The following is a 20,348-nucleotide window of genomic DNA, read 5'->3' on the forward strand; positions in this document are numbered from 1 at the left end:
ACGCATAAATGTTTTTTTCATGATACTGCTGATACTTTTATTCATATTGCTGGGCGGTGCATTGCTTTCCTGGATAGCAGCATCCAGGAGTGTGTTGTTATCCCGGTGGGTGGCACTCGGCGCGCTGCTGGCGGATCTGGTCATTATCCTGCAGATCTGGATCGCCCATCCGGCGGCAGGCACACAGTGGATCTACAGCTACCGGGCCAGCTGGATTCCGCATTTTGGTATCAGCCTGCATTTTTCCATGGACGGACTCAGCCTGCTGATGCTGGTGCTGACCTTTTTTCTGGGAGCGCTGGCCGTGCTGATCTCCTGGAAGGAAATTAACACGCGGGTGGGCTTTTATCATTTCAATCTGCTCTTTGTGCTGGCCGGTATTACCGGTGTTTTCCTGACGATGGATTTATTCCTGTTCTATTTTTTCTGGGAGATGATGCTGATACCGATGTACTTCCTGATTGGTATCTGGGGGCATGAGAACAGGGAGTATGCAGCCAACAAGTTTTTCATTTTCACGCAGGCCGGCGGACTGCTGATGTTATTGTCTATCCTGGCATTGTACTTTATTCATGCGGCTAACGCCAACGTATATACGTTTGATTATTTCGACCTGCTGCATACGCCCATGCAGCAAAGTACAGCGCGGTGGCTGATGCTGGGCTTCCTGGTGGCTTTCCTGGTGAAGCTGCCGGCAGTACCTTTTCATACCTGGCTGCCGGATGCGCATACAGAAGCGCCAACAGCCGGCAGCGTAATATTAGCCGGGCTGCTGCTGAAAACCGGCGCCTATGGTATACTGCGTTTTGTGATCCCCCTGTTTCCGGAAGCATCCCAGTATTACGCAAACCTGTGTATGTTGCTGGGTGTTATCGGTATCCTGTACGGTGGTATGCTGGCTTATGCGCAGACGGATCTGAAAAGACTGATTGCCTACACGAGCGTGAGTCATATGGGATTTGTGCTGCTGGGAGCCTTCTCTTTCAACGAGCTGGCTTATCAGGGTGTAGTAGTTCAGATGATAGCGCATGGTATCAGTACCGGCGCCCTGTTCATCATAGCAGGTACTTTATACGAACGTATTCATACGCGTAATATCCTGCAGATGGGCGGTTTATGGGCGGGTGTGCCTATGATGGGCAGTGCCGCCATGATATTTGTGATGGCCTCGCTGGGCCTGCCCGGACTGGGCAATTTCGTGGCGGAATTCCTGATCCTCATCGGCAGCTGGCAGGCCAGCAGGTGGCTGACTGTTTTTGCTACCATCGGGCTGGTGGTAGCTACGGCATATTCCCTGCGCATTATGCAGAAAGTCTTTTTCGGCAGCTATACCCGCGAAGAGCAGCTGCCAGACCTGAATAAACGTGAACTGCTGGTAGTGGTGTCGCTGGTGATAGTCATCCTGCTGCTGGGATTGTATCCGCAGCCGGTGTTGAACACTTCTCAAAAAACAGAACAAAAAACTGCATATGTCGTTCGATGATTTTTTAAGCCTGGGCCCGTTGATTACGCTGTCTGCCGCAGCAGTCATTTCCATGTTGCTGGTAGCCATACGGCGTAATCACCGTATTACTTATGCCTTCTCCCTGCTGGCCTACCTGATGGCGATGACGGCCATCATACCAGCCATGCTTTTCATTCCGCATACCATTCCGCCGTTGCTGGTGATAGATGAATTCTCCCTGTTCAATACGGGGCTGATACTGGTATCCGGATTTATCATCCTGTTACTGTCGTATAACTATTTTGAAGAACGGGAGGAGAGAAAGGAAGAATACTATCTGTTGCTGCTGCTGGCTACCACCGGTGCGATGGTGCTGGTCATCAGCAGACATTTTATGTCCCTGTTTCTGGGGCTGGAAATACTCAGCATCAGTCTGTACGGACTGATTGCGTACCTGCGTGCCCGTGAGCGTTCTGATGAAGCAGGCATCAAATACCTGATACTGGCGGCTTTATCTTCTGCCTTTCTGCTTTTTGGTATGGCGCTGGTATATGCTTTTACAGGACATATGGATTTCAATGGTATCGGCGATGCATTGCGGCAGACGGGGCATCTGCCGGTAACGGTTATGGCCGGATTTGCCATGATGCTGATCGGGGTAGGGTTTAAACTGGGTATAGTACCCTTTCATATGTGGGCGCCGGATGTATATGAAGGTGCACCGTTACCGGTGGCTGCTTTCATTGCTACCATTTCAAAAGGAGGTATGCTGGTTGTGCTGATAAGGTTCTATCAGGATATTCACGGTAACGAATATACGATGTTGTGGTGGGTGCTGGCTATCATTGCTGTTGCGTCCATGTTTGCCGGTAACTGGCTGGCATTGCGGCAGGAGAATATCAAACGTATCCTGGCTTATTCTTCCATCGCACATATGGGATATATACTGGTCGCTTTTCTGTCGGGTGTGCAGACGGGCCTGGAGGCGATCTCCTTTTACCTGGTAGCATATTTTATCACCAGTATCGGAGCTTTCGGGGTATTGATCGTCATGTCGAGCAGTGTGCAGGATGCGGAAACTGTGGAAGATTACAGAGGGATGTTCTGGCGTTATCCCTGGGTGGCAGTGGTTTTTACGGCTATGTTGTTATCGCTGGCCGGTATTCCGCTGACGGCCGGTTTTATCGGGAAGTTCTACATCGTGATGGCGGGTGTAAATGCGCATATGTGGTTCCTGTTGTTCATGCTGGTAATTAACAGCGTGATTGGTTTGTATTACTATATCCGCATCATTGCCATGATGTTTAAACTGCCGGATACAGGCGCGGGGTCTGTTATCAAACCCGCGCTACCCGTGGCCGGCAATATAACTTTGATGTTGCTGACAGCGCTGCTGCTGGGACTGGGAATTTACCCCACCGCTATGATGCAGCTCATACAGCAGATGATGAAAATGATTGTTTAACCCGCCCTTTTCTGTTCATCGCTGGTGCCTGTTTTTCTTTCCCTCGCACCTTTGATGCTGCTGTTACCAAAGCGGTAGCTGAAGTAGATGTTGGCCGTTTTAAACTGCCAGGTATTGAAGATGTGCATATCCAGGTTGTTGTTGGCAGCCACTCCGCGGTATGCTTCATTGCGCAGCAGGTTATTGTAGCTGAATTTAATGGTAGCAGCCTTATTCCAGAAGGTTTTCTGTATACCCAGGTTCAGGTTATATTCATTATAGCCTCTGAAGATAGCATACACAAAGGGAGAGTTGTAATAGCCCATTATTTCCAGCTTGATATCATGCGGGAGGGTAATGGTGTTGGTGGAGTTGAAGCTGTAGGTGAAGCTGCTGGTTTTGTTAAACTTACCGGTATTATCGGTGAACCGGTATTCATTCTGCATGCAGTTGATATTGTTATCGCTGCTCCACCATTTGGTCACCTGGAAGGGAAGCGTCAGTACCAGGCTGTAAACCTCGCTGCGCTGATAGTTTTTCAGGGTGCTCATGGATACTTTGGTGCTGTCGTTCTGTGACAGGAATTCATTGATGAAATCCTTGGTTTTATTGACGCCCAGTGTGGCAATAAACTTATCCAGGAAGGTATAGGACAACTCTACGTTATCAGTGTACTGCGGTTTCAGGTAAGGATCTCCCTGGAAGAAGGTATACTTGTCCAGGTAGAAGGCAAACGGATTCAGCTGTCCGTATTCCGGCCGCTCAATACGGCGGGAGTAGGCCAGGGCTATTTTGTTTTTATCATTCAGTTTCTGTTCAATATTCAGGTTGGGAAAGAAGTCGAGATAACTGCGTTTTACATTGCTTTTCAGTGTAACAGATTCTCCGTTGGAATGGGTGTTTTCCAGTCTCAGTCCCACCTGGATACCGGTATTATGCAGCTGCTTTCTGTACGATGCATAGGCGGCGTAAATATCTTCGGTATAATTAAACTGGTTGCTTTGTGCAGGAGCAAAAACAAACTGTCCGTTTTTCAGGGAGTCATAAATCAGGCTGTTGCCGGTGGTCACGCTGCTTACTTTGAAACCCGCTTCCAGCTTGCCCTGGTTACCGAGTGGCCAGGCCAGGTCTGCTTTCAGGCTTTTAATTGTGATGCGGGTACCACCGGTGTTCCGGATACCATTAGGATTTCTGTATTTGCCGCTGCGGATGTCATACAGACTGTCATGCAATTGCAGGTGCCGGTTGCTGTTGAACCTGGCGTAGTCTGCGTCTACGCTGAATTCCCGGCCGCTGGTATCCAGTACGGCTTTATAGTTCAGGTTAATGGTGAAGTTGTCGAATTTATTATCATTGGTAGAGATGGAGTTGACCAGGGAATCCGGGGACATGCCGGGTTTACCGAGTCTTGTTTCACTGAAAATCTGGTTGTTGAAACTGTTGCCATAGCCGTTGGCCAGTACGCCGATGGTATGCTTATCATTCAGGAAATAGTCGAAGCCAACCTTGTAGGCGTTACGTTTGAAGTTGTTACGCTGCCAGAGGTCCTGTGCCAGGAAGGTGGTTACGTCCTTATCGGTGATGGTTCTGCGGTATTCGCGGGTCACCAGCACTTTGCGGTCAGCCCTGCCCAGATCCCCGAAGAGGTTGAATTTAGTGGTTCTCCAGTTAATATTGCCGTTCACGTTATAGTACCCGTATTTAGCCTGGGAAAGGGTACCGCTTACAGTACCGTTAACGCCGGTCAGTTTTCCCTTTTTGGTTTTTATGTTGATGATACCGCCGTTACCGGAGGCATCATATTTGGCGGAAGGGCTGGTGATGATTTCTATCTGCGAAATACTTTCAGCAGGGGTGTTTTTCAGCATATTGGTCAGCTCTTCTCCGCTGAGGTAGGTAAGTTTACCATCGATCATGACGGTTACGGTGGTACCTTTCAGCTTGATATTTTCGCTGTTGTCCAGCTGCACGCCGGGTGCACGTTTTAATATATCCAGGGCGGTATTACCGGCGGCGGCAATGCTGTTTTCTACGTTGAGTACGGTTTTTCCGGCGCCTTTCTCAATGAATGGCTTGATGGCGGTAACATCCACGGCTTTCAGTGTTTTGGAATTGGTGGCCATGGTAACCGCGGGCAGGGTAATCTGGCGGTGCGCCGCATCAATGGTGAAAGGAGCGGCATACCAGGTGGTGAATCCTATCTGGGAAGCCTGTACAAAGTACCGGCCGTCTGGTATCCTTTCGAAGAGGCAGTCGCCTGCTTCGGAGGTCAGTTCTCCTTTTACCAGGGATGAATCAGCTGCTTTGCGCAGCAGTACATTGGCAAAGGGGAGCGGTTTACCGTTGTTGTCGGTAATTTTCAGCGAAATAGATCCTGTGGAGGCGGCTTTCTGGGCCAGGGCGGGAATCGCCAGGGTGCATAGCATTCCTAATACGACAATGAAATGTTTCATACTATCGTTCTCTCAAAAGCGTGATTAAATAGGTGTAATATATATGGAGGATGGGTTTCCTACTTCCTCTGGTAGATGTCAATAATGCTAAGTACAGCATCTTTCAGATGTTCCGTCTGCAGCTGGTCTTTATCTGTTATAACAAGGGTATTGGGCGTTGTAACACTTGTTGGTATCTGTGGGCAATTACCCAGTGTAATAACGAATAAAGGCAGCAGATCAGGCGAGTTGGTCTGTGTCGGTACTGTATCCTTCAGAATACCGCGGCATGCATACAGCAGTACGACGGAAGAGCAAAGCAGTAACACGGGAACAACTTTTTTCATGATGTGCTTTTTTCTTAAAGACGAAGGTCTGAAAAAAAAGTTGCACCAGACAGCAAAAATATTTTTTATTGATAAGCGGTTGGCGACAAAGGTCCGAGCGGTAAAGGGCTATGACAGAGGGTTACAGAAAAAAGAACAGCTAAAAGCATAAAACTTTTAGCTGTTAAAAACGTTCATTTCCGGACACTATTTTTTCAGCAGCCGCTGCACCGTTACACGGGAACGCTGTTCCAGCAGTACGGTATGGTGGTTGGTCAGCTCCTGCAGTAATCCGTCATGGTAATAGCGCACTGTCAGCAGCTCCAGTCCTTCGTTATAAGCGATCTTGAAGTCGGTGTGCAGTGTTTTTATCAGTAATTCAATTTTTTCCGGATTATTATCAATACAGCTGGAGAAACTGATGGCGCCGTTCTGCATCAGGTTAATCTTCACTTTCAGGCGGTGGAACACCTCATAAATATCACTGATCTTTTCTTCTGTAATGAAGGAATAATCTTTTGAAGTAATCGTGATCAGCACCTGGTTTCTCTTCAGTACGATAATGGGCGGCAACTGCTTTACATCTGCAGTTTCCTTGATAACGGTGCCGGGAAGGTCCTTATCCAGAAAGCATTTTACCAGCAGTGGAATCTGCTTGTTCTGTAAGGGCTTAATTGTTTTCGGGTGTATTACCTGCGCACCGTAGTAGGCCATTTCAATCACTTCCCCGAAACTGATTTCCGGAATATTTACGGTATTGGGGAATAATTTGGGATCGGCATTTTTCAGACCTTCTACATCTTTCCAGATGGTCTGGCTTTCGGCATCCAGCATATTGGCAAATACGGCTGCGGAATAGTCGCTGCCCTCGCGGCCCAGGGTCACACTCTCGTTCTGGTCCGTGCTGCCGATAAAGCCCTGTGCAATCACGATATTGGTATTGCTGAACAGCGGCACTACCTTTTCGGTCACCTGTTTCTGGGTATAGGCCCAGTCAATGTTGGCATCGCGGAAGTTATCATCTGTACGGAAAATATCCCTTACATCCAGCCAGGTATTGGGAACGCCGGCGGTATTAAAGTAGGCGCTGACAATGGCGGTGCTGAGCAATTCGCCCAGGCCCACCAGTTGGTCATAGTAGTAGTCGTAGGTACGGAGTGGCTTTTCGCCCAGCGTCCATTCGGCTTCAGTGAAAAATTGCTGCAGCTGGGTGAAGAGGGGATGCTGCCGGTTGCCCAGCAACGCCTCCGCCACGCTGAGGTGGTGTTGTTCCACATTATACAGCAGCTGTGCTGCTATCTCCCGCTTCCTTAAGTAAAAATTCTGTGCTACCTTTTCCAGCTCATTGGTGGTTTTACCCATCGCGGAGATAACGATCAGCAATTTTTCGTCAGGGAATGATTGTATTATCTGCGCCACCTGCCGGATGCGTTCAACACTTTCTAAACTTGCGCCACCAAACTTGAAAACCTTCATATGATAGTTTCTACTTTTAAAATTTTATTTGGCAAAGTAAGACAAGTTTAGAATTGTTTTAAAATCTGTTTACAGAGAAATGACATTTATCTTAAAATAGCTCCAATTCCTGTAATTTCGTCCGGAAAACTGAACAACGTTATGAATCTAAAGCAAAAGGTAATGACCCTGGATGAATTCACTATCCAGGAATTACGGAATTACCCCGGCGCTACCGGACAATTATCAGGATTATTACGTGATATTGGCCTGGCTGCGAAAAGGGTAAATGTGGAGGTCAACAAAGCCGGTATAGCCGACATCCTGGGTGAAGCAGGTAAAACCAATGTGCAGGGTGAATCTGTGAAGAAACTGGACGAATTTGCCAATGAGCAGTTTATTAATTCCCTGCAGACCAGCATCTACTGCTGTGGTGTAGCCTCCGAAGAGAATGAGAGCTTTATTCCCTTTACTGACGAATTTTCAAAGAAATCGAAATATGTGGTATTGATGGACCCCCTCGATGGTTCCAGCAATATCGACGTGAACGTGTCTATCGGTACTATCTTCTCCGTATACCGCCGCCTGTCGCCGGAAGGTACGGAGTGCGAACTGGAGGACTTTCTCCAGCCGGGAACACAGCAGATTGCCGCCGGATATATCATCTATGGCTCTTCTACCATGATGGTATATGCTACGCGCCGCAGTGTGCAGGGCTTCACCCTGGACCCCTCCATCGGAGAGTTCTGCCTGTCTCACCCCAACCTGAAATGCCCGCCGGACAGCGATATTTTCTCTGTGAATGTGGGTTATTACCACCTGTATGAGCAACGTATCCGCGAATCTATCGATCATTTCATGGCCCGCGATGAAAATGACCGCATCTACCGCCACCGTTTCGTTGGCTGCATGGTGGCGGAAATACACCGTACACTGATACAGGGCGGTATTTTTATGTATCCTGCCTTCGGCAAATATGCGTCCGGACGCCTGCGCCTGTGCTATGAATGCAATCCGATGTCGTTCATCATGGAAAAGGCCGGCGGCGCATCCATGGCCAACGGAAAGCAACGTCTGCTGGAACTGAAACCCGTACAGCTGCATCAGCGCATTCCTATCTTCATCGGTTCAAAAAACATGATGGATACCTGGCAGCAGATAGTAAACAAATGATATTAATATTAAGAAAATAAGCAATGGCCTTCTCCCCGGAGAAGGCCATTTTCTTTATAACAGGTTAAACATCTTCCCGTTATTTTTATCTAAAAAGATAATAATAGCACGCGTTTTACAGTTTTGGTACAAGACTTGTTTATAGACTTTACATATATTTTTAAATATTAACCATCATTATTTATGTCATTCCTGAAAAGCCGCAGTATCCTTGCTATACTGCTTGTTATGTTTGCCGCCATCCAGGTCAGCGCATGTTCCCGTGCAGCCACCAGGGCAGACAGCACCACAACAGTTGCCGGTAACCTGGATGAACAGATCCTGTATTACACCAACAAATTCCGGGCTTCCAAAGGCCTGAAACCTTTACAGCTGGAAGAATCTGTCAGTCAGCAGGCACGCCGCCACAGCCGTGACATGGCTAACGGCAGCACCGGATTCGGACATGAAGGCTTTGAAGCAAGGGTAGCCAACGTATCCAAAAAACTGGGCCGCGTAGGCGCCGCCGCTGAAAACGTAGCCTACGGCACCCTCGACGCAGAAGCCGTTGTCGACGGCTGGATCAAAAGCCCCGGCCACCGCAAAAATATGCTGGGAGACTATAACCTCATCGGCATCGGCACCGCCGGCAAAGGAAGAATCACTTTCTTTACGCAGGTCTTCATCAAGCAATAAGATTGATTATTTGATTATTTGAGATTTGGTTATTTGAAATGCAGCGGAGATATAAGCGATATTAATAAATGTTGATCTCCGCTGCATTTTAAATAACCAAATCTCAAATAACCAAATAATCAAATGATTAGTCTTAATTTGGCGGCATGGAAAAGAGAAAGATCATTGAGGTGAACAATCTGGTGAAACAGTATGGAGCGTTCACGGCTGTTAAGGGGATCAGCTTTGAGGTGTATGAGCATGAAATTTTCGGATTGCTGGGTCCTAACGGCGCCGGAAAATCAACCACCCTGGAAATCATTGAAACATTACGTGAGAAAACCAGCGGCCAGGTTACCGTTGGCGGTTTCGACCTCGATAGAAGCCCGAATGATATCAAGAAAATCATTGGCGTACAGCTGCAGAGCTCCGGCTATTACCCCGGACTGAACCTGACGGAACTGATTGAAATGTTTGGTGGATTATATAACCAGGACGTAAAGCCCCTGGAACTGCTCCGCCTTTTTAACCTGGAAGATAAGGCCAGATCAAAATATAAGGATCTATCCGGTGGCCAGAAACAACGGTTTTCCATTGCTACCACCCTGATTAACAAGCCCAGCATCATTTTCCTGGATGAACCTACTACCGGTCTGGACCCGCAGGCAAGGCGCAATCTGTGGGACCTGATACAGCAGGTGCGCGCACAGGGTACCACCGTAGTGATTACCACGCACTATATGGATGAAGCAGAATTCCTGTGCGACCGCTGCGCGATTGTTGACAGCGGCCGTATTATCGCCATAGATTCACCGGATGCACTGATAGATAATCTCGTGTCCAAAGGATTTGAAAGGAAGAAGGAAGTGAAGAAAGCTAATCTGGAAGATGTATTTATTCACCTGACAGGTAAAGACCTGCGCGAAGCCTGAGCCAACAAGATGATGGAAGCATTACAATATCCTATCGGGCGCTTTGAAGCTGCCCCGTTTTATACGCCGGCTATGTTGCAGGAATATATCTACGATATCCGCGACCTCCCCACATTAGTGGAACTGGCTATTCAGCAGCTGGATGAATACCAGCTGCAAACGCCCTACAGGCCCGGCGGCTGGACGGTAGCTCAGGTGGTGCATCACCTGGCAGACAGCCATATTAATGCTATTACACGCCTGAAACTGGCCCTCACAGAGGATAAGCCGGTTATCAAACCTTACGATGAAGCGGCATGGGCGCTGCTGGAAGACGTGAACAATACGCCCGTCAATGTTTCCATCACCCTGCTGCATGCCCTGCACACCCGCTGGGCCAATCTGCTGGAAAAACTGACACCGGAACAATGGGAACGGGTATTTATCCACCCGGAACACGGTACTCACTTTAACCTGAAAACACAGACCGCCACATACTCCTGGCATGGAAAACATCACCTGGCACATATACAGGGACTGAAAGAACGAATGAACTGGTAAACCACCGCTTATAATACATATGGACTGGAAACTGTTATCATCGGAATATATCTACAGGGATCAATGGCTTAATGCCCGTAAAGACAAATGCCTTACCCCGCAGGGGAAAATCGTAGACCCTTATTATGTGCTGGAATACAACACATGGGTAAACGCCGTAGCGCTGACTGAGGATGGTCAGGTGGTGATGATCCGGCAGTACCGCCAGGGAATAGGTAAAACCCTGCTGGAAATTCCGGGTGGCACCATGGATCCGGAAGACGTATCTCCGGAAGTGGCCATGCGCCGTGAACTGCTGGAAGAAACGGGATATGATTTCCCGGAACTGATTTATCTCGGTGAAGTAGCGGCCAACACTGCATCCAGCAACAACTACACAAAGATGTTTCTGGCTGTCGGCGGCCGCAAAGTACAGGAGCAGCAGCTGGACCACAACGAAGAAATTGAAGTGGTACTGATGCCACTGGCAACACTGCAACAGCTGATACTCGACAATAAAATAGTACACAGCCTGCACGTTACCTGCATCATGTATGCCTTACTGCACCTGCAGAAGATGGGCATGAAATAAATTACAACGCTTCTGCAACAATGAAAAAGCTGCCGCATACGAGGATCATATCGTCCGGCCGGGCATGTTGCCGCGCCGCCTGGAAAGCCGCCTGCACAGAAGCATAGGCATGGCCCTGTAATCCGTTGGCAGTACCCAGTTCCGCCAGCAACACTTCATCCATGGCACGTGGCAGCTGCGCCTTACAGAAATAATAGGTGGCGTCTTTAGGAAACAGCGGTAATACATTTTCCACTTCCTTGTCTTTTACAAAACCGGTCACAATATGCAGATGCTGATAGTTTACATGCCGCAGCTGCTGCATCACTTCGCGGATACCGGCCTCATTGTGACCCACATCCATCACCGTCAGCGGATGCTGGCTGATGACTTCCCACCGGCCCCGCAGACCGGTCAGTTTTCTTACATGAGACAACGCCTGGGTAATATGTTCCCGGCTGATCTGCCAGCCTTGCTGCTGCAGTATTTTCAGGGCAGATAATACTCCCATCACATTTTTTTCCTGGTATTGCCCGCTGAGATCCAGCTTCAGCGCATGCATCTGCTGCTGCCGTGTATCCAGCAACGTTATATCCATGTGCATACCGGCAATGCTGCTGCTGCTGACCATCCATTCCTGGTCTGCAAAATGTATGTCGGATTGTTTCGCTGCTGCGGTGCTGATAAACACCTCATCGGTTTCCGGCTGCGATTCGCTGATAACAACCGGTACACCGGGTTTGATAATACCGGCTTTTTCTCCGGCGATCAACTGCAGGGTATCGCCCAGCATATTTTTATGGTCATAGCTGATGTTGGTGATCAGCGATAATTCAGGTGTAATGACGTTGGTACTGTCGAGCCGGCCGCCCAGTCCTACTTCCACGACAGCTATATCCACCTTTTCGGCGGCAAAGTAGCTGAATGCCATGGCAACGGTCAGCTCAAAGAAGGAAGGCTGGATGCTTTCAATATGTGTGCGTAATTTATCCGTGAAGGCGACAACAAAATCTTCCGGCACTACTTCTCCGTTGATACGGATTCTTTCCCTGAAATCCAGCAGGTGAGGAGAGGTATACAATCCCGTTTTATATCCGGCCTGTTGCAGGGCCGCCGCCAGCATGTGGCTGGAAGAGCCTTTCCCGTTGGTGCCGCCTACGTGTATTGTCTTAAAACGCTGATGCGGATTATCCAGCAGTGCTAATAAGGCAATGGTATTATGCAGGTCCGTTTTAAAAGCGTCGGCGCCTACCCTTGTAAACATGGGTAATTGCTGATAGAGGTAATCCAGCGTCTCCTGATATGCATTCATAAAGGTCAGTTATTCGTTTACCGGGCAACCCAGCTGACGGTTACGTGCTTTACCACGGCCAATCATGCCTGAGTTCAGCCGCAAAGCTACGAAAGCATCCGCATGATCGACGTGCTTACGGAAAAGGTTGGTAAAAATACTGTAAGACCCTATAACAAGCGGCCCTACCCGGAAACCTGCGCCTATATCGGCCTGACCGTTATAGTTTACCACCACGGGCAGATATGCGCCGAAACGTTCTGTTTCATAGCGGGGCGTGAGGAGAAACTGGGTCAGCGCGTATGTTTTGGTGATGTTGCTTCGTCCGCCGTTCAGGGCAATGACCGCGTTGGCGCTTATAAAGAAGCGGCTGTCAATGTTGTAATCGCCCATCAGGTTCAGTGTTGCGGGCAACGTCATGGTAAACATGCTGTCGCTCCCGATGGGGGTAAAATACCTGCTGAGGCGCTGCGCGTACTGGTTGATGTTCTCTTTATTCTTATAACCGATCTCACGCGGGTTAACATCTTCCTTTCTCAGGTCCAGGTCGGTACTGTATTTTCCTTTGGAGTATTTAATACGGCCTATATCGTTCAATGAAACGCCTATACGAAAAGTATAATCGTCTGCATCGCTGCTTTCAGCTTTGCCCCAGCCGCCGTTATCGGCGCGGTATTCATAGATTACACCGATGTCAAATCCTACGCCGATATTTTTAAAGAGGGGAACGTTGCGGGTATAGGGTTTCTCCCAGGTATCCACATCGCCGTTGTAGGCATAATGCAGGGTACCGCTGGTAATGTCTGCATTACGGCTGGTATTGACTACAAAGCTGGCATTGTTTACATCCGCATAGCCGGCAGCTATGCCGCTTAACAGTTTCACAGTGATGCCGCCTTTCCAGCGGCTGGTATATCCTTCTTTAATGACGCGCGCATAGCTCAGCCCGAATTCATTCCAGATATGCATGGTGCCATCCAGCTGTTGAATGGTAAGGCCTTTGCCGCGGTATTGCGGATTCGGGAAGTTAACGCCGAAGAAATTGGCCAGCGGTGTGGGTAGTCTGCCGCCATTGGCAGATCCGCGTACGCGCCAGACGAAGGAAACAGCTTGTTTCTCATCAATGGCATACAGTACGGAAGGCATTACTATATCTGCCGAACCCCATCCGTTATGGTTACGGCGGGAGGTGGTATCGAGGAAATAATCACGGTTACGCTTAAACGAATCCGGCATGCTGAACAATACGGATTTAGGTACGCTGAGATAGGTATTACCGGCTTTCACATCTGCTCCGAAGATGTTGACATCCCATTTGTAGCGGTAACCTGCCGCAGAAGCGGGGTTGGCTATTACGCCATAGATGCCTGCATATGTACTGTTGCTGATTCCGGGAAAAGATTGTGCCATTGCGGTGTGCACCAGCAATACTGCCATAAAGGCCACAAGTAGGATACGGTTAAAAATGACAATCATTGTTGGCAAAAAGGGTTTGTTTATTTTATTATTTTATTATTTTTTTATTTGAGATTTTGTATCCAATCCTGATTTTCCTTGTACCTGCAGGTGCAAAAGAAAATCAGGATTGGATACAAAATCTCAAATAAAAAAATAATAAAATAATAAAATGATTATTCTGCTTTGAAATAGAATCGCACGGTTCCAAACTGCACTTCCGGAGCATCCGGGTTCGCATTGTATTTGAGTTGACCGTTTTGTGCTGCCTTTCTGGCAATATCGATCAGTTGCGGATTACTGAGGGTAGAACCTTTCATGCTGAATGTGGCTGATATCACGTTACCCTGTTGGTCTACTTTTATATTGATGGCTATGTAACCTGATTCGGTTCCGTCGTAGGTGACCTGTGGTCTGCTGATAAGATTTCTGCCGTTGAGGCGGAAATCTGAACGGCCTCCGCCAAGTCCGCCGCCCGTATAGCCTTTGGCGTTAGGATCACCATTGATCTGCCCGCGGTCGCCGGGGCGGCCGGTATTTCCTTCACCGGTACTGTTGTTGGACCCGTTTGCACCATTGCCGCTGTTAGCGCCTGTATGGGTGCCGCCAGCGTATACTGCTTTTGGTTTGGGAGCAGGCGGTACCGGCGCCGGCGGAGTTTCCACCGGTTTTTTGGCTGGCTTAACAGGTTTGGGTTCCGGTTTCTTCGGTAATTCTTTTGGCTTGTCTACAGGTTTCTCCGGTTTTTTTATTTCCGGTGCTTCTTCATCATCCTGTGTGGCAATATCCTGTGGTTCACTGTTATCTTTCTCTGCAGCGGAGGCATCGGTTTCTGCGGGCGCAGGCGTGGCGGCTGCATCACTGGGCGGGTTGGGGTTGAGTGGTTGCACATCTCCCATACCATCATCAGAAGTACCCAGGTTCACTTCCATACCAAGATCCTGATCCGGTAAGGGCGGCGGCGCTGAAAAGCCGGCAAATACCAGCGCCACTAACAGTAGCGCATGTACGCCGATGGTAACTCCTAATGCCTTAATATTTTTTTTGCTGTTGTTTTCCTCCATGATTGCTCGTTAAGCGCCAGTATGAACCAAAGTTAATCTTTTGCCCGAAAAAAATTATATATCTGCAAATCTGAATTTATGATCTTTGCAAAAACTATGCTGTTAATCCACATTATTATATTTTATTTTTTCGGTTGTATTTATGAATCTTTATAAACAGACCTTACGTCTTTATCAAAACGCCTATTCCGGACTTTCTCCTGCAACATGGTGGCTGTCGCTGGTGCTCCTGATCAACCGGAGCGGAACGATGGTTATTCCGTTTATGACTGTATATCTTACGGTGCATCTTCATTTCACGATCGCCCAGGCAGGTCTGGTCATGGCCTGTTTCGGCACCGGCGCTATTGTGGGCGCACTGCTCGGCGGCTGGTTGTCCGACCGGATAGGTTTTTACCAGGTACAGTTCTGGAGCCTGTTCTCTAACGGTTTATTATTCATTTTATTGGGTCAGATGCGCACGTTTCCGCAAATATGTGCCTGTGTTTTTATCATGAGTTCTGTGGGAGATGCCTTTCGGCCTGCTAACAGTATTGCTATTGCTGCTTACAGTTCGGTTGAAAACCGTACCCGTTCCTATTCCCTGAACAGGCTGGCGGTTAACCTGGGCTGGTCTGTAGGGCCTGCCCTGGGAGGTTTGCTGGCGAGTATCAGTTATCAGTTGTTGTTCTGGGTAGATGGATTTACCTGTATGGGCGCGGCACTGCTCATGCGTATTTTCCTGCCACCGGTGCCGGCGCCGGCAAAACCGGAAAAGGCTGCGGTGACAGTAAAAGGCGATAAGGTCTGGCACGATCATCTGTATCTCTGGTTCCTGGTTTTTGGTATGCTCAATGCGATCTGCCTGTTTCAGTTCTCCAGTATTGTACCGTTATATTTTAAAGAAGTGATGCACCTGGAAGAATGGGCTATCGGGCTGAACATGTCTATCAACGGGCTGTTGATTGCCGCTGTGGAAATGGTGATGGTATACCGTCTTGATGGCAGGCTGCCTAACCTGGTGTTTGTAGCGAGGGGCGCTATTATGGTATGCGCGTCCTATCTGCTCCTGTTTTTATTGCCGCCGGTATGGGCGGTTGCCGGTATTTTCATGCTGGTCATTACTTTCGGGGAGATGTTCTGTCTGCCGTTTATGAACAGCTTCTGGATCAGCAGGAGCAGGGAACATAACCGCGGTCAGTATGCAGCGCTGTACACTATTTCCTATTCCGTAGCCAATATTGTTTCTCCTACTTCCGGCGCCTTTGTTGTAGATCATCTGGGTTTTAAGCCCTGGTGGCTGATTACTGCCGGCGGCTGCGTGCTGTCTGCAGCAGGGTTCATGTGGCTGCAGCACAAAAGGGAAAAGCAGGAACGGCCGCTCGCTGCAGCATAATTGTTCAAGACTTATCAATTATTGTCCTGGATTGGCTAATTTTGCCGGAAAAGGAGTAAAATTGGTAAATGAAAGTAATTCAATTTACTGTTCCGGTTGCTGAAGAAGGGTCAGTAGTGATCCAGGAAGATATACTGCCTTACTTCTACAACTACCTGCACCGCCACAAAGAGGCACAGGTAACCCTCATCATCAAAGGGGAGGGAACCCTTATTGCCGGCAGCTATACGCAGCCCTTTAAAGCCGGGGATGTTTACGTGATCGGCGCCAACCAGCCGCATATGTTCAAGGGCGATGCCCGCTATTTTGAGAACCTTCGGGAGAAAAACATACACGCCATCCATATTTTCTTTGACCATGAAAATACGCTGAAAGGCTTGCTGTCATTACCGGAAATGGAGCCGGTACGCAAATTCCTGGAGCTGGGAAAGTCAAGCCTGCAGCTGCCTGCGGCGCATGAGGAAAAAATAGGCGCTGAAATCCTGCGGCTGCGTCAGCAGACGGGCGCAGAGAGATTATTCTCCTTTATGTCTGTGCTGACCTACTTTTCCCGGATAAAAGACTGGAAATCCTTGTCCACCGGCTTTTCCAGGCATGCTTACAGTGAATCGGAGGGGCTGCGCATGAATGATATATACCAGTACACGCTGGAGCATTATGCGGAAAACATCACCCTGAAAAGGATTGCTGATGTAGCGCATCTGACTACCTACGCTTTTTGCAAATACTTTAAGAAGCACACCCGGAAAACGTATCTCGGGTTTTTGAATGAGATCAGGATTAATGCGGCCTGTAAGAAAATAATTAACGGAGATGCGGATAGCATTGCCTCTGTGGCGTATGCTACAGGGTATAATAACCCTATTACTTTTAACCGCGTGTTCAGAAAGGTAACAGGAATGTCGCCATCAGCCTATGCGCGTCAATATCGTTTCGGACAAGAGAACGCGCACAGGAATGGCCAGATCAGTGAATGGGAGGAAGCGGCGCTTTAGTGCGCAAAATCCGTCATGTAATCACCGGTAATACGCTCCATCGGAGGATTGAAATAACCAAACTTCACATCAGGGAACTCTTCATGAATCAGCTCCTGCAGCTGTTTGATACCCATGCACTCACCCGTATCCGTAATGCCCAGTTTACCCAGGTACCAGTCAGGATCGATATTGAAATTACGCCACTGTATCATATTCAGGCCGGTTTCACGGATCAGTTTGCGCAGCGCTTCGTACTCATCCACGCTGTCTGTCATACCCGGAAACACAAAGTAGTTGATGGAAGTCCAGCCATTGAATTCACGCACTACTTTCAGGCTTTCCACGATATCTTCAAATGAGTAGTTATTAGGACGGTAATACGGCGTATAGAACTTTTCCTGTGCGGAGTTGAGGCTTACGCGGATACTGTTCAGTCCTGCTTCGCACAGGGCGCGTACGGCATCAGGCTTACTGCCGTTGGTATTGATGTTGATGCTGCCTTTGGGCGTATGTTTACGTATTTCAATAATGGATTCGCGGATGGTTTCCCACATCAGCAGTGGTTCTCCCTCGCATCCCTGTCCGAAGCTGACAATCGGGTAGGGGGCTGTTTCCAGGTGAGGAACCGTATATTCCACAATCTCTGCTGCAGTAGGTTTAAAACGCAGGCGGTCCTGTGTGGAAACGATGGTTTCTTCTTCCGGCTGGAAAGAGATGCATCCTACGCAGTTGGCGTTACAGGCCGGAGAGGAAGGGATCGGGCATTCCCATCTTCCCATAAAATAGTTACGGGCAGCGGGGCATTCGTATGTCAGCGCGCAGTTTTCTGCCAGGTGTTGTACCAGCCTGTTATGAGGATATGCGTCCATGAGGGTTTTTACGCCCTGCTTTACTTTTTTGGCATCGAAGCCGCCGCATTCCTGGCGTATATCTGCCTCGATACGGGTGGCAGGCACATAGAACTTGCCATCCAGCCATCCTACGGCCGTGTAGCAGAACAGCGGCAGCGTGGGGGCGTCAGGCATAGTTTCATAGGCGGCCAGGTAAAAACCGGTATGTGCAGGCGGAATAAAAGCGGCTACAGCCCATCCCTTTTCACACAGCTGCATGTCGCCGGTGGTGGCATTGATACCAATACCGCGGCGCCCGGGCAATTCATACAAATTACCTCCCTCCGGTAATTCAATCCAGTCTTCCGGATCAACAGGCCACGCATCCCAGCCACTACGGCCGGTTACATGCATGGTAGTATCTTCAAAGATATTTCCTTTACCGTCGGAATATAATATGTAAGGTGTTTGTTTTAACATGAAAGTTATTTTATCATTTGATTATTTGAGATTTGGTTATTTAAAATGCAGCGGAGATAGGCGATATCAGCAAATGTCAATCTCCGCTGCATTTTAAATAACCAAATCCCAAATAACCAAATCTCAAATTATTTATGGTTTGACTCTGCTCTGAAAGAATGCATTCAATGCTTCCCGTTCTTCTTTTCCTGGTTCTGTCAATACTTCGAGCTGAAGGATCTTATTATTTTTAAAATCAATGGTAAGCAGATCGTTACGCAAAATTACGTTATTCAGTTCGTTCCAGCCAATGAGCTTTTTAGAGAAGGTGGAGGGCACCGTGATGCCGGTGGTATCCATCTTCAGGAAAACGGGCTGGAAAATTCTGTATTCTGCCCAGCCGATGTAGGCCAGTCCCAGTCCTACCAGGAACAGGAGCAAACCCGTTACCGGTTGCAGGTGTGACAGGAAATACAGGCTGCCGCTGAGGCAGATGAAGGCTTCCAGCAGCCTGACAATGCTGTTTACTTCGCTGAACTTTTTCAGTTTGCGCATCATAAACGGGAATGCGAGGCAGGCAAAACCGGTAAGCAGGAAAAAGCCTGTCAGCACCCAGTTGGGTTGCGGGTTTTTGTAAATGCCGATGGCATTGAACAGGAACAGGATACCGGTAAGGCCGTGCATGATGGGCAACAGGCGCAATCTGCTGGCGGTACCGGGATGTAATATGCGTAAACTATGCATGTAATCAGGAATTAGCGCTGACAAGCAGGTTACAGAGCTTGAACAGTACGCGCGCGCCTACGTTGGCATCCCAGTCGTCGTGGGAAGCGCTGACTTCATTCAGGTCGAAGCCTATCAGCTGGCGGCCGCTGGCCAATACTCTTTTGAAGAGGAAGTAAATCTGTTCTGCTTCAAAACCGCCGGCTACAGGCGTACCTGTATGCGGGCACAGTTTAGGATCCAGGCCATCGATATCGAAGCTGATATATACCTGTTGCGGTAAGGTAGCCACAATGCTGTCGCATATTTCTTTCCAGGTTTCCCCTTCAAATTGTCTTTCCTTGATTTTCTGGTCAAAGAAGGTGACCACACGACCTTCGCTGTTGTTGATGTAATCTACTTCTTCTTCACAGTAGTCGCGGATACCTACCTGAACCAGTTTTTTCAGTTGTGGTACTTCTGCCAGTGCATTGTACATGATGGAGGCGTGGGAGTAGTGGAATCCTTCATAGCCGTCGCGCAGGTCGCAGTGTGCGTCGATCTGCAGGATACCGAAGTCGCCCTTATGCTCGCCGATAGCCTTGAAGAAACCCAGCGGGGTGCTGTGGTCTCCGCCTACCAGGCCTACCAGCTTACCTTTTTCGAGCAATGCCCTGGTTTGATTGTATACCCATTCATTCATGGCCCTGGTACCGTTGTTAACGTCTACCAGCGTTTTCTTGAGAAACTCATTTTCTGAAATGTCTCCGCCTTCAGTCAGGAATTTGAGGTATAATTCTGCTTCCTTGCGCAGGTAGTCGCTGCGCAGCAACAGGTGCTTATCCGGTTCGCGCATAAAGAAACCCTGTTTCCAGCCGTCTTTTACGTCTGCGTCGAAGAGGTCTACCTGGAAGGACGCCCTGAATATCCGTTCTGGTCCGCGGGCAGTACCATTACTATAGGAAACGGTCACTTCCCAGGGAACAGGCAATAATACCAGCCTGGCTTCTTCTTCAGAAAAAGGCAAACCAAATACATTGTTGGATAACAGCCCCACTGAGTTAGGGTCAAATTGAGATAAATCAGCCATGATAAAATCTTACTTTTCTAAATTCGGCGCAAAGATAGGATTATGTTTACTTCCGGCCCTCCTTCTTCTAAAAAGAATTGCCTTTTATATAAAAATTGTCCGTCGATGGTCATTTTGTGTTAATTTTGCGGATTAATCGGAAAGAGATAAATGCA

The 20,348-nt window shown here is 48.5% G+C and carries 18 protein-coding genes; 9 read left to right on the forward strand and 9 right to left on the reverse strand.

What is annotated here, in order from left to right:
* The first annotated feature begins 19 nt into the window (after nt 1–19).
* On the forward strand, nt 20–1,483 hold the full coding sequence (gene nuoM / locus GWG06_RS09065) for an NADH-quinone oxidoreductase subunit M (RefSeq protein ID WP_160712709.1): 1,464 nt from the start codon (nt 20–22) through the stop codon (nt 1,481–1,483).
* Entirely contained in the window at nt 1,470–2,909 is a 1,440-nt protein-coding gene (locus tag GWG06_RS09070; protein WP_160712711.1) for an NADH-quinone oxidoreductase subunit N, read from the forward strand. Before nuoM ends, GWG06_RS09070 begins: the two co-directional genes overlap by 14 nt.
* Here the strand turns inward: GWG06_RS09070 and GWG06_RS09075 are convergent.
* The 3 genes from GWG06_RS09075 to GWG06_RS09085 all read right to left on the reverse strand — a co-directional run bounded on the left by GWG06_RS09075 (nt 2,906) and on the right by GWG06_RS09085 (nt 7,122).
* The gene (locus tag GWG06_RS09075; protein ID WP_160712713.1) at nt 2,906–5,341 is read right to left on the reverse strand and encodes an outer membrane beta-barrel family protein; all 2,436 of its coding nucleotides are present in this window, start codon (nt 5,339–5,341) and stop codon (nt 2,906–2,908) included. The genes GWG06_RS09070 and GWG06_RS09075 overlap by 4 nt on opposite strands.
* A 59-nt stretch (nt 5,342–5,400) precedes the next feature.
* A complete protein-coding gene (locus GWG06_RS09080; protein ID WP_160712715.1) occupies nt 5,401–5,667 on the reverse strand; it encodes a hypothetical protein in 267 nt (88 codons plus the stop codon).
* Nucleotides 5,668–5,853: 186 nt separating this feature from the next.
* Entirely contained in the window at nt 5,854–7,122 is a 1,269-nt protein-coding gene (locus GWG06_RS09085) for an aspartate kinase (RefSeq protein WP_160712717.1), read from the reverse strand.
* A gap of 141 nt (nt 7,123–7,263) precedes the next feature.
* On the opposite strand from GWG06_RS09085, the gene fbp reads away from it, so the two are divergent.
* The 5 genes from fbp to GWG06_RS09110 all read left to right on the forward strand — a co-directional run bounded on the left by fbp (nt 7,264) and on the right by GWG06_RS09110 (nt 10,971).
* On the forward strand, nt 7,264–8,274 hold the full coding sequence (gene fbp, locus GWG06_RS09090; protein ID WP_127039149.1) for a class 1 fructose-bisphosphatase: 1,011 nt from the start codon (nt 7,264–7,266) through the stop codon (nt 8,272–8,274).
* 183 nt (nt 8,275–8,457) lie between these two features.
* The gene (locus GWG06_RS09095; RefSeq protein ID WP_202182981.1) at nt 8,458–8,949 is read left to right on the forward strand and encodes a CAP domain-containing protein; all 492 of its coding nucleotides are present in this window, start codon (nt 8,458–8,460) and stop codon (nt 8,947–8,949) included.
* A 146-nt stretch (nt 8,950–9,095) separates the two neighbouring features.
* Complete coding sequence (locus GWG06_RS09100) at nt 9,096–9,860, forward strand: ABC transporter ATP-binding protein (RefSeq protein WP_127039146.1); 765 nt, start codon at nt 9,096–9,098, stop codon at nt 9,858–9,860.
* A 9-nt stretch (nt 9,861–9,869) separates the two neighbouring features.
* Nucleotides 9,870–10,400: a YfiT family bacillithiol transferase gene (locus GWG06_RS09105; protein WP_235938249.1), complete on the forward strand. Its 531-nt coding sequence runs from the start codon at nt 9,870–9,872 to the stop codon at nt 10,398–10,400.
* Between the two features lie 19 nt (nt 10,401–10,419).
* Nucleotides 10,420–10,971 (forward strand): NUDIX hydrolase, encoded by a 552-nt coding sequence (locus GWG06_RS09110; protein WP_235938251.1) that lies wholly within the window; start codon nt 10,420–10,422, stop codon nt 10,969–10,971.
* A 1-nt stretch (nt 10,972) separates the two neighbouring features.
* Here the strand turns inward: GWG06_RS09110 and GWG06_RS09115 are convergent, their stop codons facing one another.
* The 3 genes from GWG06_RS09115 to GWG06_RS09125 all read right to left on the reverse strand — a co-directional run bounded on the left by GWG06_RS09115 (nt 10,973) and on the right by GWG06_RS09125 (nt 14,760).
* Nucleotides 10,973–12,262: a bifunctional folylpolyglutamate synthase/dihydrofolate synthase gene (locus GWG06_RS09115; RefSeq protein ID WP_127039140.1), complete on the reverse strand. Its 1,290-nt coding sequence runs from the start codon at nt 12,260–12,262 to the stop codon at nt 10,973–10,975.
* Between the two features lie 9 nt (nt 12,263–12,271).
* Entirely contained in the window at nt 12,272–13,717 is a 1,446-nt protein-coding gene (locus tag GWG06_RS09120) for a DUF5723 family protein (protein WP_235938274.1), read from the reverse strand.
* Between the two features lie 155 nt (nt 13,718–13,872).
* Nucleotides 13,873–14,760 carry a hypothetical protein gene (locus tag GWG06_RS09125; protein ID WP_160712721.1) on the reverse strand — a complete coding sequence of 296 codons (888 nt, stop codon included), beginning with the start codon at nt 14,758–14,760 and terminating at the stop codon, nt 13,873–13,875.
* A 142-nt stretch (nt 14,761–14,902) separates the two neighbouring features.
* On the opposite strand from GWG06_RS09125, the gene GWG06_RS09130 reads away from it, so the two are divergent.
* Nucleotides 14,903–16,135, forward strand: coding sequence for an MDR family MFS transporter (locus GWG06_RS09130; RefSeq protein ID WP_127043934.1), 1,233 nt, complete (start codon nt 14,903–14,905; stop codon nt 16,133–16,135).
* 68 nt (nt 16,136–16,203) lie between these two features.
* The gene (locus tag GWG06_RS09135) at nt 16,204–17,130 is read left to right on the forward strand and encodes an AraC family transcriptional regulator (protein WP_127043935.1); all 927 of its coding nucleotides are present in this window, start codon (nt 16,204–16,206) and stop codon (nt 17,128–17,130) included.
* Here GWG06_RS09135 and GWG06_RS09140 read toward each other — a convergent pair.
* The 3 genes from GWG06_RS09140 to GWG06_RS09150 all read right to left on the reverse strand — a co-directional run bounded on the left by GWG06_RS09140 (nt 17,127) and on the right by GWG06_RS09150 (nt 20,193).
* Nucleotides 17,127–18,422, reverse strand: coding sequence for a radical SAM family protein (locus tag GWG06_RS09140; protein ID WP_160712723.1), 1,296 nt, complete (start codon nt 18,420–18,422; stop codon nt 17,127–17,129). The two genes, GWG06_RS09135 and GWG06_RS09140, sit on opposite strands and share 4 nt — an antisense overlap.
* Before the next feature lie 132 nt (nt 18,423–18,554).
* Nucleotides 18,555–19,145, reverse strand: a complete 591-nt coding sequence (locus GWG06_RS09145) for a hypothetical protein (RefSeq protein WP_160712725.1) — start codon at nt 19,143–19,145, stop codon at nt 18,555–18,557.
* Nucleotides 19,146–19,149: 4 nt separating this feature from the next.
* The gene (locus GWG06_RS09150) at nt 19,150–20,193 is read right to left on the reverse strand and encodes an agmatinase family protein (RefSeq protein WP_160712727.1); all 1,044 of its coding nucleotides are present in this window, start codon (nt 20,191–20,193) and stop codon (nt 19,150–19,152) included.
* Between the last annotated feature and the right edge of the window lie 155 nt (nt 20,194–20,348).

The organism is Chitinophaga solisilvae, from assembly GCF_009928525.1.
In the GTDB taxonomy this organism is placed as follows: Bacteria; Bacteroidota; Bacteroidia; order Chitinophagales; family Chitinophagaceae; genus Chitinophaga; species Chitinophaga solisilvae.